Raw genomic sequence first — 13,025 nt, 5'->3', positions numbered from 1 at the left:
CGGCTCAGGCGTTTTCGGCGACGAAACGGTCGTAGCCTTCCTGATCCAGCAGATCGTCGAGGGCCTCCAGGTTGTCGATGCGGATTCGGAAGAACCAGCCATCATTCATTGGCGAGGCGTTCACCAGCTCGGGGTCATCAGACAGCGCCTGATTGACTGCTACTACTTCCCCCGTCAACGGCATGCTGATATTGCTCGCGGCTTTCACCGACTCCAGCACTGCCACCTCATGTCCTTCCGCGAACTGCCCCAGGTCTGGCAATTGCACAAAAACCACATCCCCCAATGCCTCTTGGGCAAAAGTGGTGATACCCACGGTCAACTCGCCGGACTCTTCCAGACGTAACCATTCATGCTCGGGAGTGAAACGCAGCGTACTCATGGATTTTCCTCTTGTTGTCAATGTGCCAGCGGATAGTCGGCTTGGCTGATGAAACAAGAGCAAAGGTGATGCCAGTTATATTTTTCCGTTATTTATCATTATGTTAGTTGTGTTTTTACAAGACGTGACAGAACCTACGGAACGAAATCGCTCCAGATTTTTATTTGGTTTTATTGCGTTAGATCCGGCTTGAGCCAACGGTGGCGCGGCTTGCTTACCGATGGAGCGAAATTGCTCCACTGGAGCGTTATCGAACCGCCCTCGCTTCAACCCAACACGCTAAGAACGCGATCCGATCCCGTACTTGCGCAAGCGCTGCCCGATGGCGGTGTGTGATGTTTGCAGTCGCAGGGCCAATTGGCGGGTCGAGGGATAGGCCAAGTAGAACCTCTCCAACAAAGACTTTTCGAAATCCTGCACCGCGTCTTCGAGGCTGACCACCTCCTCGTCATCCGTCTTCTGACTGATCAGTTCAGTGCCGGCCAACTCAAGACCATCGCTGTCGATCACCTCCCCTTCGCTGATCGCGGCCGCGCGGAAAATCACATTCTGCAATTGGCGGACATTGCCTGACCATCGGTTTCCCAGTAACAGCGGATGAGTCGTAGGCGACAGCCGACAAGGCGTGCGCTGGATCTGTTCGCAGGCCTGGCGCAAGAAGTGTTCGGCCAGCAGCAGGATGTCCAGCCCGCGCTCGCGAAGCGCCGGTACCATCAGGTTCAGGACATTGAGGCGGTAGTAGAGATCTTCGCGAAAACTGCCCTCGGTCACCATGCGTTCCAGATTGCGGTGGGTGGCGCACAGCACCCGGACGTTGACATGCACCTCGCGGTCGCCACCGACACGGCGGAAGCATCCGTCACTGAGAAAGCGCAGCAATTTGGCTTGCAGGTAGGGCGACATCTCGCCCACTTCATCGAGGAACACCGTGCCGCGATCCGAGAGTTCCAGCAACCCGGGCTTGCCGCCGCGCTGGGCGCCGGTAAATGCACCGGCCGAATAGCCGAACAATTCACTCTCGGCCAGGCTTTCCGGAAGCGCGGCACAGTTCAGTGCCAGGAATGGCGCGTCACGCCGCACGCTCATGGCGTGACAGGCCCGCGCGACCAACTCCTTGCCTGTCCCCGTTTCGCCTTGAATCAACAATGGCGCATCAAGTCCCGCTACTTTGTGCAGACGCGTCTTCAGCTGTTTGAGCGCCGGTGATTTTCCTAACAACGCGTCCAGCCCTTCCGCGTGATGGTGATGCAGTGAAGCCAGGCGCTCGCCAATGCGGCTCGGCGGGTAGAGGGTCAGCAAACCACCGGCGAGAAACCGTGAACTCTGTGCCGTACCGGTGATTGGAGTGGCATCGAGCAGCAGGTCCTGCCCTTTGAAGTTCACCTCGCACATAGGCAATCTAAATCCCTTGTCGACTAGGGACCTTGCCAGGTCTGGCTCGGAGAACAGATTCGACAGCGGCTCTCCCGTGGGATCACTGCCGTAAAAACTGATCAGCTTGGGGTTGGCCAGCAGTACATAACCGCCAGGATCCACCGCCAATACCGGGTCGCTCATCGCTCCCAAAAGTGCATCCAGTTGCAGCCGGCGCCGCTGACCCGGAAGCATGTCAACCAGCTCCACGCCTTTGACGCCCTCTATGCGCAACAGCGCGTAGTTAAGTTCGTTCAACACAGTCTGGCTCAGGTCCGGTGCATCGATGTAGACGTTGGGTGGAATCATCTCCACCGCGTCCAGGTTGAGATTGCGTGCACCGAGCAATGCCAGGACTTCTTGGGTAATGCCGACGCGATCATTGAAAGTGACATGGATTCGCAATATGCACCTCGGTCAATGGGGGTTAGAACAAAGATCGTTGGCGAGTGCCCGAGCGCATTGCATTAACTCGTCGAGAAAAGCCCTTAGTATCAACGGTGATGCGATACCGCGCCGAGTGATGATTTCGAAGGCGGAAAGCAGGCGCAGACGACCAGCTCCTAGATGCTCAAGGTCGCCGGTTGCCACCCACTGCCGGGCATAATGCTCCGGTAAAAATCCCGCATAAGCGCCGGAGAGTATGAGCATTGCCTGAGCTTCGACGTTGTCCACCGTTGCAGCCGCCTTGTCCACACCCAATGCCTGAAGGTCGCGATGTTGCAGGTAGCCTCGCGCGACGATCCTGCTGGCAGCGATGCGCTCCAGCAGGTTGATTTTGAGCTCTTTCAGGCCAAACAGCGCATGGCTGCGACCGCAAAAAAAACCATGGCTCTCTTGATACAACGGTGAGTACGACAACCCCGGTACACGAAACGGAAAATGCCCGACCGCCAGATGCAAACGGCCATCGATGACGCGCTCTTCCAACTCCGCCGGCGTCCCGATGTACACATTCAAGTGCACCTCATGACCGCGCTGCACAAAACGCTGAGTGGTTTGTTTCAGCGGGCATTCCGGGTCGGTGATGGTGGTGTCGATCACGCCAAGATTGAGAGTCCCGCTGACTTCGCGCTTGAGCACATCGGCTTCCACGCAAAAGTCCTCCACTGCGCCAAGCAAGCGTTGGGTGGCTGCGTAGATGGCCTGCCCTTGCTCGGTTAAGCGAAAGCCACTGCGGCCCCGCTCGCACAGTTTGACCCCGAGCCTGATCTCAAGATGGGCCATCTGCTCACTGATGGTGGATTGGGCTACGTTGAGTGCAGCCTGAGCGGCAGAAAACCCACCGCATTTGACGATGGTACCGAATACCCTGAGTAGTTTCAGGTCGACATCGTGCAACTGGATCATCTCACACCTCATGGCGGGCATTTCATCGGAAATAGCGATGTACGTATCGTTAGATCATCATTTTTTCGTCCGCGAGTAAAGCCGATATTGAGGCGTATTCGAGATGCATCTATCTCGTCTTTCATCCAACAAAAACAATATGGAGACGCCTGAAATGTCCAGTAACAGCTATGAAAGCGGACGCCTGAACCTGCCCTTTGTCGGCCATTGCACTTTTGCCAAATCACCCGTCTGTACTGACTGGGAGGCAATCGATGCGGATGTTGCAGTGCTTGGCGCGCCCAATGACATGGGTACTCAATGGCGTTCGGGCGCTCGCTTTGGACCGCGAGGGATCCGCGAGGCATCGACGCTGTTCTCGTTCGGCCATGCCGGTGCCTACGACTTCGAGGATGATGTGATGTACCTGCAATCGCAAGACGTACGCATCGTTGACGTAGGTGACGCAGATATCGTTCATACCGATATGAAAAGCAGTAACGATAATATTGAATTTGCCGTACGCAAGTTGCTTGAAGCAGGTGCGATGCCGGTGGTGCTGGGTGGCGATCACTCAGTCCATGCCCCGGCTATCAAGGCCTTCGAAGGTCGTGGTCCGATTCATATCATTCACTTCGACGCGCACCTTGACTTCGTAGACGAGCGCCATGGCGTACGCTATGGACACGGAAACCCGCTGCGTCGCGCATCGGAAATGGACCACATTGTCGGCATGACCCAGATGGGGATCCGCAACGTTTCCTCGTCCAATCGAGACGACTACAACGCAGCGCGCGAAGCCGGTTCGAAGATTCTCTCGGTCCGAGATGTACGCGAGCTAGGCAGCGAGGGGGTACTGGAGTTGATCCCCGAGTGCGAGTCCTACTACATCACGATTGATATTGATGGCTTCGATCCATCGATCGCCCCCGGTACTGGCACGCCAAGCCACGGTGGCTTCCAGTACTACGAGGTCCTGGAAATCATCCAAGCGCTGGCCAACCGGTGTCAGGGTCGTATCGTTGGGATGGACCTGGTGGAAGTAGCACCGGCCTACGACCCGACCGGCATGACCTCCATCCTTGCTGCACAGCTGCTGATGAACAGCATCGGCTTTGTGTTCCATGCTCGGGCGCAAGCTCGCAGCTAAGTAGATATAAGCTTTTCCAGGGAAGGAAAAGCAGAATATAGGGCCAGTTGAAGCCATCACGGCTGGTTTCTTAGGTATTGCTTTGGCAAGAAAACGTCCAAGATCCCTCTGTTTTTTGCCACTTACAATTCAGGCCTGCAGATCTTTCAGTCCATGACCTGCACTTCTCGGAACGTTTCGCTCTGCTCCAAAGCCGCGCGTCGGCGATCACCAAGATCAATCAAGGTATCAAGTATGCGGAGCGATCCTGCAGCCTGGTCTTGGCAGAGAGGATAATGTTTATCAGCAAGCCGTTGGATCACAGCCGCTAACCAATCATTGTCGCCAGAGTATCAAAGCCAAATATCTTGAGAGGGAGCGGGCAAAGGGGAGTCCGCGACGTAAGAGTGTTGAGGAGCAAGCCAAGGAGGCAGACGTTTTGGACCTGTATACCCGTTTCTATAGATTTTTATCGCTTGAGACCCATAACTACAACGAAAGCCCCAAAGAAAAATCAGAAATCGCAGCTCTGTGCGTTACCCACCTTCAAGGGATTGGTGGCATCAGTCGCGCCATCGGTCAGGCAGCCGTTTGGTGGCTGATGCATTGTCACTGGCCAGACAACGAGTCACTACGTGAAGTGTTGGGCTTAAATGCAAAGGCTTAGAAACAAAGCTCAACGACACCCTGCCCTTCGTTGGACAAGTACTCTCTATCCAGTCCCACTTACGAAGGTACACTGAAGGCCAGCCAGCCAAAACCACACTGGGATTTATCAGAAGTCACTATTCGCGATCGCTCGCACTCCCGGCGCAAGTGGGGGGCAAAAACTGGGGGCATCATTTATTTTTAATGACCCGAAAACACCGCCCTAGGGCCAAGTCAAAATGTTTTTTGGCGATCCTGAGAGCCTGTAATGGAATTCCACTAAATTCCAGACCCACGCTTAATAACAACTCGTTATAGGCAAGATCAGTCTGCTGCCGCCTGTCTAATCCCAGAGCTCATGGGGCACAATTGGGGGGGAGTTTCGACTTTTAAAACGGTGCCCCCCCCCGCCGATAATTCCAGATAACATGCCTGTTCTCAGACGAAAACTCAGCAATGCCTTCATCCGCTCGCTGACCGAACCCGGCAAAATCAAGGCCCAGATTGAGGCAGGCCATTACACCAATGACAGCGAGTACATTCGCGATTTGATTCGTCGCGAACAGGCGCGCACTTCGGAAGTAGAAGCCATCCGTGCCGCATTGCTTGGGGCGAGGCCAGCGGTAAGCCCCGCGCGTTCAAACAGAGGATGCTGAACGCCCATGGCTGAATGAGGCCGTTACTGCGTCGACGCAGCAGTCACACGGGCAACGGCGGGTCTTGGATGACTCGCTTCATGACGAGCGTCGAGGTCAGGCGTTGCACATTGGGCAAGGCTGGCAGACTCTCATCGTAGAGCCGTTGAAAGGCCAACAGGTCCTGAGTAATGACGTGAAGCAAATAGTCCCGGCCTATGCTCCACGCCACCGCCAGTGATTTCGCGCGGGAGGTGAAGAGCGGCCAGTTTCCGGGGGCCGAACATACGTTCTGACCCCCGGTACCTAAGTGCTTCAACGACTCAGCTTGAACGCCTGGCGTGCATTTTCCACCAGAACCATTTGCAAGATTTACGCACCGTTGTAACGGAGCGCCAACTTGACGTTATGCCAACGCTACAACCGCTTTTTTAAGGAGACCGGCGAACCTCCTGCGTTTTGCTCAAGAAACGATCGAGCACATTTTTCGTGATCATCTCGGTGTAAATATCTCCCAGCATGAGGCCATGTATCCATTCGCACGTGGCGGCGGTAAATACCTCACCTCGACCTTTGTGGAAGTGCACCACCATGCCGACCCCGCGGCTATGCAAATCGATGCTGGCGTCGTTAAGTTCGGGCGCCAGGATGGAAGCACGAAACCGGGCATCGCCATCGCCGAGCATGAATGAATAGGCATCCTCGGACCGACCATGCTCGGCATTGGTCGCCCAGCCCATTGCGAGGATTTGCAATCCGCAGGGCGCACCGTCTATGCCGAGCGGTTCTGGGAGACCGTCGACGAACGTGTATTCCAGGCCATCCACCTCATAGCCAAAGATGTTGGCTTCGTCTCCGAACATGTCCGCGTAACCCAGTCCAGTTCCCATAAACGCCCAGTGCTGGGGCCTGAAGACTGTATACCCGCGAGGGTTGCGCGGTGCCATTCCCCCAAAGCTGCCATATATCCCCCGCAGAGCATTCACCCCGAACGTCCTTGCCCCGGGGTAATTTACCCTCGGATCTTCCCAGGCCCCCGTTAGCCGATGAGGCTCGGTAGCCGCCACAGGATCGAGCGCGCCGGCATCGTACTTGTAGGCCACCTGCCGCCGGCCCTCATCCTCCAGGCGAATCTGCCACATAAAATTGCCGGCGAATCGCGCGACCTTGCCGCCCTCCTCGACAAAGGCGTCGACATGGTCGCGCATTTCCCGCGTCCAGTACTCGTCGTGCCCGGCGAAGACGGCGCAGGCGTAGCCCTCAAGCGCGTGCGGGTCGTGATGCAAATCGTCCTGGGTCAGGATATGCACCGTATAACCTTGCTGTTCGGCCCAGACCACAAAGGGTCTCTCGTAAGAAGCCCACCCCGCCAGCGCGTAGTACTTGGCGTAACCGTTAAGGCCAGCCCATTCGATGAACTCATAGCGCGCCGGCCCTGGCTGGCGGGGCCGGGTCGCGTTGACGCAACGTGGCGCATCGTCCGGCAGCCACACCTGCCCTCGCGCCCAGGGGCGCTGTGCCGACAGCAACGGTGAGCGGCCACGCGGCGTGCCGGAGTGAAGACCAAAGTAATGATTGGCACCGCCCCAGTCGTTATAAGCGGCCCACGTCGATGTGGCCGCGACGAGTACCAAGGCATCAGCCCGCTTGCGCAGCGCCTTGACGATAAACAGATGATGCCCGAGGACGCTGCCAGCGCCGTCCCGTACTTCCACTAAATAGCCACCCTGCTCGGCATCAGCCGGGATTGGCCATTGCATGAAGACTGGCCATTGGCAGCCATGCTCATAGGCACGCTCAGGTATGGGGTGGAATCGAGCATCAAGGCTGTCGGTGGTATGCACCGTGCGGGCAATGGCTCCATCGCGATAGATCCTGAGCCTCACTTGCGGGCAGTTCGACGACAGATAAAGGCAAACCGAATCACCCGGGCTATAGGCGCGGCGATCCGAATAGCACCAGGCTGCCGCCGGGCCTGATTCTGAAGGGACTTCAACCCAGGTCTCGCGTGCGGCCTGACGTGGCCCTGAAGTCTGGCTGACGGTCACGCTGGCGCCGGGTCGTTCACCTCGTGCAGCAGGGTTTTTGAGGTCTGTGGAATTCATTGATTCGTACTCCTTTATTCGGCTGATTCGGCGGATCGACCAGCCAAGGTATTTACGCTGGCTCGAGCGCTAGGCGCCTCGATGTGCGCAAGGTCGATGCCCGCCGTTTCGTCGATCAGAAACCCTGCCAGGACGGTGACTACGCCCAACCCGATGACATAGCTGACGTACAGATAGCCAAGGTCGGCGCCGCCAAGGTAGTTGTGTAGATAAGGGGCGGTGCCACCAAAGATCGCCACTGAAACCGACGAGACCAAGCCTACGCCCTGGGCCCGTGCCTGGGTGGGTACCTGCTCGGACAGCACGGCAGGAAAAATCGCCGCGATCAACGACCAGGCGCCGAGTCCCAGCACCTGGGCGAGGAACAGCGTGTAGGGCTCGGTGGTCACCATTATCGAAATGGGATAGGTCAGCAGAATCACACCCAGGCCCCAGGCGATGACCATGGGCCGGCGCCCTACCCGATCGGACAACATCCCGCAGACCGGTAACCAGCACACACAGAGGATCTGCGCGAGAAGACTGGCCACATAGGCCCCCGTGGCGTCCATGCCCTGGGCAATCGCCGTCGAAGCGCCGAACGTGACCCACGCGTAGTAAGTGACATTGGCAGCCGCTGCAAGCATGACGATGTTACGCGCCACGCGTAGCATCTCCCCCGTGGACAGCTTGCGCGGCGGCCGAGCTTGCCCCTGCTGTTCTACGAACACATGAGACTCCTGCGCACCGCGGCGCAAGAACAAAGCATAAATGCCGAGTACTCCACCGATGGCAAAACCGATCCTCCAGCCGTAGTCACCCATGGCCTGCGCGCCCAGCAGCCAGGTCAGCGCTGCCGCCACGGCCGTCGCCGCCATCACCCCTAACGTCACCCCCACATAAACGGAACTTGACCATAAACCACGGTGCTTGCTTGGGGCGATCTCGGCGACATAGGTGTAGGAAACCCCTGTCTCGCCACCATGGGCGAGCCCCTGCATAAGCCGGAAAAACAGCAGCGCGCCCGAGGCGTACAGGCCGATGCTTTGATAGTCAGGGATAAGCGCGATGCCGAGGCTGCTGATCGCAAGCAGCAGCATGGTGAGCACCATGATGGTCCGGCGCCCCAGTCGGTCGCTCAGGCGGCCAAACAACCATCCGCCCACAGGGCGTGCGACAAAGCCAACCGCAAACACCGCAAGAGTCGCGAGCATCGCCGAGCGCGCATCGGTCTTGTCGAACAGGTTGCTTGCCAGGTACACCGAAAAGGTTGCGTACAGGGTCCAGTCAAACCATTCGAGCGCATTGCCGATACCTGCCGCACGCAACGATTTTAGGCGTCCTTGGTGAGACGTCGTATTGTTCATGGGTTAACTCCTGATTACGGATGGGATCGAGGCGATTTGGCAAACCGGATCAAAGGTGCAACGCGGGCTTGGGCTGGCGAACGCCATGGGCAGAAGGGACGCGGACCCGCATTGCAATCAGCAACGCGGCCAGCAGCATCAGCACGGCCGCCGCTACGAATACGCCTGCGCTGCCACCGAGGCTGAACACTGCACCGCCAGCGGCGGCGCCCGTAGCAATGGCTGACTGCACAGAGGCCACTACCATGCCTCCGGCGCTTTCCGCCTGGTCAGGTACCGCGCTGGCGACCCAGTTCGACCACGCCACCGGCACACCACCAAAGGCCAAGCCCCAGATCGCCAGCAGTACAGCCTGCCCCGGCAACGAGGCCGGCAACAGCACCAACGCCAGTGCTGCAACGCCGACCAGCGCAGGCATCAACACGAGAGTGGCCAGCGGGTGGCGCTCCAGCAGCCTGCCGGCCAACAGCGTGCCGACGAAGTTCGCCACACCGAACCCCAGCAACATCAGTGACAGCCCTTGCGGGCCGATGCCGGTAGTACTTTCAAGGAATGGCCGAACATAGGTGAACATCGCAAAGTGGCCGCTGTGCACCAGCACACAACCGAACATCCCCATGGCGATGCCTGGGCGCTGCAACACCTCGAGCACGGTACGCAGGCGTGCCGGCCGGCGCGGCGCAAGGCGCGGCAGAGTGAACGACTGGAACGCCAAGGTCACCATACCAACCGCCGCCGCTGCAAAGAACGCGCTGCGCCAGCCATACAACCCGCCCAGATAGCTGCCCAGCGGCACGGCAACGACCGTCCCGATGGCAATGCCGCTGAAAATGATCGAAAGCGCCCTGGGCAACAAAGCGCTCGGCACCAAGCGCATCGCTACCGCCGCCGCCATGCTCCAGAACCCGCCAAGGGCAATACCCAGCAAGATGCGCATCAACAACAGCACCGCGAAGCTGGAGGAAACGGCGACCAACAGATTGGAGGCGACCATCAACGTGGAAAAACCCAGCAACACCCAACGTCGGTCGATGCCGCGGGTCAGGCCTGGCACCAACAAGCCAGCGAACAGCGCCACCACGGCTGTCACCGTTACCGCCTGGCCAGCCAACGCTTCGGACACCCCCAGGTCGGTAGCCATCAGCGTCAACAAACTGGCCGGAAGGTACTCAGCGGTCAGTAATCCGAACACACCCATTGCCAATGAAAATACTGCCATCCATGCGGGGGCTCCAGGCTCCAGGTCCGAGCCGACGCCGCAATGGCAGTCGGAAACGGCATTACACACACAGTCAGTCATTGCACAGATCTCCCAATCTTCATTCGAGCCGAAGTCTAGGCGCGGGAAGCTGGATGATCTATGATCGAAAATCTCTACTTTTTGACTAAAACACCTGAACTATGCCTGCAGATCAGTTTGCTCTCTCCTCGGATCTCATCAACGAGCTGTTGCGTGGCATGCGTCTGCGTGGCGTCGAATACCGGCGTATCCAAGCGGGTCCATCCTTCGGCTTGGGCTTCGCTGAAAAACCTGGTCATGCCTGGTTCCACTTCATGGCCGTCGGCAATGCAGTGCTGCGGATGGAGGACGGGGCCACGTACGCACTGTCTGCCGGCAACGCCGTGTTCATATCCCATGGCGCGGCCCATCAACTGGTTTCCCACACGGACATGCCGGTTCTGGACATCGAACGCCTGGACGGCGCGCCCCTCGGTGACACCGTCAGCGCGGTGGATACCGGAACCGATGCCAGCCCCACGCCGAGCACAATTTTGTTCAGTGGTTGTATGGAGTTTGAACTGGGCAGTATCCATGGTCTTGGCAGGCTGATGCCGGGCCTCATGCTGATTGATGCCGGCGGCCAGCGTTACCCCGGATTGGTGCCGATCCTGACCACCATGGAACGCGAGGTCAGCGCCGCCCGTATCGGCTTCGCCGGTATCCTCGCGCGTTTGGCTGACGTGGTGGCCGCCATGGTCGTTCGCGGCTGGGTTGAGTGCGCCTGCGGGAATGCTTCTGGCCTGGTCGCCGCCTTGCGCGATCCACGCTTGGCCAGTGCACTGCTGGCGCTCCATCAACAACCGGGCCGCGACTGGACCGTTGCGCAGTTGGCAGAGCAATGCAATACCTCGCGCTCGGTCTTCGCGGACCGTTTTCAAGTGACGATTGGCATGACCCCGCTGCGCTATGTCACCGAACTGCGAATGCGGCTTGCAAGCCAGTGGCTGACGCTCGAAAGGCTGCCGATTGAAGAGGTGGCGCAGCGCTTGGGCTATACCTCCCAGGCCGCTTTTAGTCGCGCATTCAAGCGCATTACGGGCAAGACACCGGGTTTGAGTCGCAAGGTGAGGCAGCACGCTGTTACTTGAAGCCGAGCGCAGGTAGCCGATGATCCGCGCCTTTGACTCATTTACCGCCCGTTACGTCGAGGAATGTACCGGTAACGAATGATGCCTCCGCGCTCGCCAGCCATAGAATCGCGCGCGCCACTTCCTCCGGCTGACCGCCCCGCCCCATGGGGATCGAGTCCTTGACACGATCTACCCGCCCCGGCTCACCGCCGCTGGCATGCATTTCGGTATAGATATGTCCGGGGCGAATACAGTTAACGCGTATTCCTTCCCGGGCCACCTCCTTTGCAAACCCAATGGTGAACGTCTCCAGCGCGCCCTTTGACGCGGCATAGTCGAGGTACTCATTGGGGCTGCCGAGACGCGCCGATGCCGAAGAGACATTGATCACCACCCCGCCCGGGCCGTTGTAGCGATAAGACATGCGCTTCACTGCCTGCTGGGCACAGAGTATTGGCCCAATGGCATTGACCGCAAAGATGCGCTGCATCCGCTCGAAGCCGAGGGCCTCCAGGTGTGACTGAGGCGCCAGCATACCGGCGTTATTGACCAGTACGTCGATGCGTCCGAACGAGCGGTCGATGGCCGCGAACAAATCGGCCACCTGTTGGGGGTCCGAACTGTCGGCTCGCATAGCCAACGCCCGGCGCCCCAATGCTTCCACATCCGCAACCACGGCCAGCGCTGCGGACTCGTTGGCAACGTAGCTGATAGCGACGTCATAACCTCTTTCGGCGGCCAGCCGGGCGGTTGCCGCCCCCACCCCACGACTTCCACCCGTGATTAGAATCAGCGGTGCCTGCGAGACGTTGACCATTAAACATTGCTCCTGAGCCGTTGGCTGTATCAGCCGATGATGAGGGTACCGCTGGCGATCACTACGCACGCCAGTATCCGGCGCGGGGTGAGCGTCTCGCCGAGAAACACATAGCCGATCAACGCCGCAAACAGCACGCTGGTTTCACGCAATGCGGATACCGCGCCCAGTGGCGCTTCGTTCATGGCGTAAATGACCATTCCATAGGCGAGCAAAGAGACCAGTCCGCCAACCAACGCGGTCACTGCTCCGGGCCGGACTGAGAATAAGCTGCGGGTATCACGTAGGCCGATGTAGACCACAGGCATCAGCACGCCCCACAGGGCGCACATCCACACTGTGTAGGCAAACGGCGCACCAGAGAGCCTGGCGCCGATGCCGTCGACCACGCTGTAGGCCGTGATAAAGCCGCCCGTCCCCAGCGCATAGGGCAGGCTGGGAACCGACAGACTGCGCCCTCTGAAGGCCAGCGAAATAATCCCGCCTGACACCAGCGCAATACCGAGTAACTCGCCAGGCGTGATGCTTTCTCCGGCAAAAACGGCTGCACCTAAGGTGATCAGCACCGGCGACGATCCACGTGAAATCGGATAGATCTGTCCCAGGTCGCCGACTCGGTAACTGCGCACCAGAAACAAGTTGTAGCCTACATGCAGCAACCCCGAAAACACCGCGTAACCCCAGCTTTCAGTCGCGGGTGGCACCATGAACGCTGCGGCAACGACACTGGTGATGGCGATGGCAATGCACATCACCGTCATGGACCACAGCCGGTCGGCGCCGCTACGCAGCAGCGCATTCCAGCTGGCATGCAGCAGCGCGGCGAAAAGCACGAGGAAGATCAGATGAATAGGCATGCGCCACTTTAG

General features: G+C 58.7%; 11 protein-coding genes and 2 pseudogenes. 4 read left to right on the top strand and 9 right to left on the bottom strand.

The annotated features are described in order from the left end of the window. Nucleotides 1-4: 4 nt before the first annotated feature. From gcvH to ACYZTY_RS11990, 3 genes are all read right to left on the bottom strand, one after another. Nucleotides 5-382: a glycine cleavage system protein GcvH gene (gene gcvH, locus ACYZTY_RS12000; protein ID WP_461958656.1), complete on the bottom strand. Its 378-nt coding sequence runs from the start codon at nucleotides 380-382 to the stop codon at nucleotides 5-7. Nucleotides 383-661: 279 nt separating this feature from the next. Then, nucleotides 662-2,200, bottom strand: coding sequence for a sigma-54-dependent transcriptional regulator (locus ACYZTY_RS11995; protein WP_461958655.1), 1,539 nt, complete (start codon nucleotides 2,198-2,200; stop codon nucleotides 662-664). Nucleotides 2,201-2,212: 12 nt separating this feature from the next. Beyond that, nucleotides 2,213-3,145, bottom strand: a complete 933-nt coding sequence (locus ACYZTY_RS11990) for a LysR family transcriptional regulator (RefSeq protein ID WP_461958654.1) — start codon at nucleotides 3,143-3,145, stop codon at nucleotides 2,213-2,215. A 154-nt stretch (nucleotides 3,146-3,299) separates the two neighbouring features. On the opposite strand from ACYZTY_RS11990, the gene speB reads away from it, so the two are divergent. The 3 genes and pseudogenes from speB (at nucleotide 3,300) to ACYZTY_RS11975 (ending at nucleotide 5,571) form a co-directional block, all read left to right on the top strand. Then, on the top strand, nucleotides 3,300-4,274 hold the full coding sequence (gene speB, locus ACYZTY_RS11985; protein ID WP_461958653.1) for an agmatinase: 975 nt from the start codon (nucleotides 3,300-3,302) through the stop codon (nucleotides 4,272-4,274). A 418-nt stretch (nucleotides 4,275-4,692) separates the two neighbouring features. Beyond that, nucleotides 4,693-4,920, top strand: a complete 228-nt coding sequence (locus ACYZTY_RS11980; RefSeq protein ID WP_461958652.1) for a hypothetical protein — start codon at nucleotides 4,693-4,695, stop codon at nucleotides 4,918-4,920. A gap of 409 nt (nucleotides 4,921-5,329) precedes the next feature. Next, a pseudogene (locus ACYZTY_RS11975) lies at nucleotides 5,330-5,571 on the top strand (ribbon-helix-helix domain-containing protein). A 29-nt stretch (nucleotides 5,572-5,600) separates the two neighbouring features. On the opposite strand, the pseudogene ACYZTY_RS11970 reads toward ACYZTY_RS11975, so the two are convergent. The 4 genes and pseudogenes from ACYZTY_RS11970 to ACYZTY_RS11955 form a co-directional block, all read right to left on the bottom strand. Continuing rightward, nucleotides 5,601-5,747: pseudogene (locus ACYZTY_RS11970) on the bottom strand (Lrp/AsnC ligand binding domain-containing protein); the annotation flags it as partial. Between the two features lie 220 nt (nucleotides 5,748-5,967). Next, the gene (locus ACYZTY_RS11965) at nucleotides 5,968-7,641 is read right to left on the bottom strand and encodes a N,N-dimethylformamidase beta subunit family domain-containing protein (RefSeq protein ID WP_461958651.1); all 1,674 of its coding nucleotides are present in this window, start codon (nucleotides 7,639-7,641) and stop codon (nucleotides 5,968-5,970) included. Between the two features lie 14 nt (nucleotides 7,642-7,655). Beyond that, entirely contained in the window at nucleotides 7,656-8,987 is a 1,332-nt protein-coding gene (locus ACYZTY_RS11960; RefSeq protein WP_461958650.1) for an MFS transporter, read from the bottom strand. Between the two features lie 49 nt (nucleotides 8,988-9,036). After that, the gene (locus ACYZTY_RS11955) at nucleotides 9,037-10,287 is read right to left on the bottom strand and encodes an MFS transporter (RefSeq protein WP_461958649.1); all 1,251 of its coding nucleotides are present in this window, start codon (nucleotides 10,285-10,287) and stop codon (nucleotides 9,037-9,039) included. A gap of 101 nt (nucleotides 10,288-10,388) precedes the next feature. On the opposite strand from ACYZTY_RS11955, the gene ACYZTY_RS11950 reads away from it, so the two are divergent. After that, a complete protein-coding gene (locus ACYZTY_RS11950; RefSeq protein WP_461958648.1) occupies nucleotides 10,389-11,357 on the top strand; it encodes an AraC family transcriptional regulator in 969 nt (322 codons plus the stop codon). Between the two features lie 37 nt (nucleotides 11,358-11,394). Here ACYZTY_RS11950 and ACYZTY_RS11945 read toward each other — a convergent pair whose 3' ends face one another. After that, the gene (locus ACYZTY_RS11945; RefSeq protein ID WP_461958647.1) at nucleotides 11,395-12,156 is read right to left on the bottom strand and encodes an SDR family oxidoreductase; all 762 of its coding nucleotides are present in this window, start codon (nucleotides 12,154-12,156) and stop codon (nucleotides 11,395-11,397) included. A gap of 29 nt (nucleotides 12,157-12,185) precedes the next feature. Then, nucleotides 12,186-13,013 carry an EamA family transporter gene (locus tag ACYZTY_RS11940; RefSeq protein ID WP_461958646.1) on the bottom strand — a complete coding sequence of 276 codons (828 nt, stop codon included), beginning with the start codon at nucleotides 13,011-13,013 and terminating at the stop codon, nucleotides 12,186-12,188. Between the last annotated feature and the right edge of the window lie 12 nt (nucleotides 13,014-13,025).

The sequence above is a fragment of the Pseudomonas sp. LB1P83 genome (assembly GCF_054897885.1).
The sequence above is the reverse complement of the archived record's forward strand: the minus strand, read 5'-3'. Positions and strand labels throughout refer to the sequence as shown.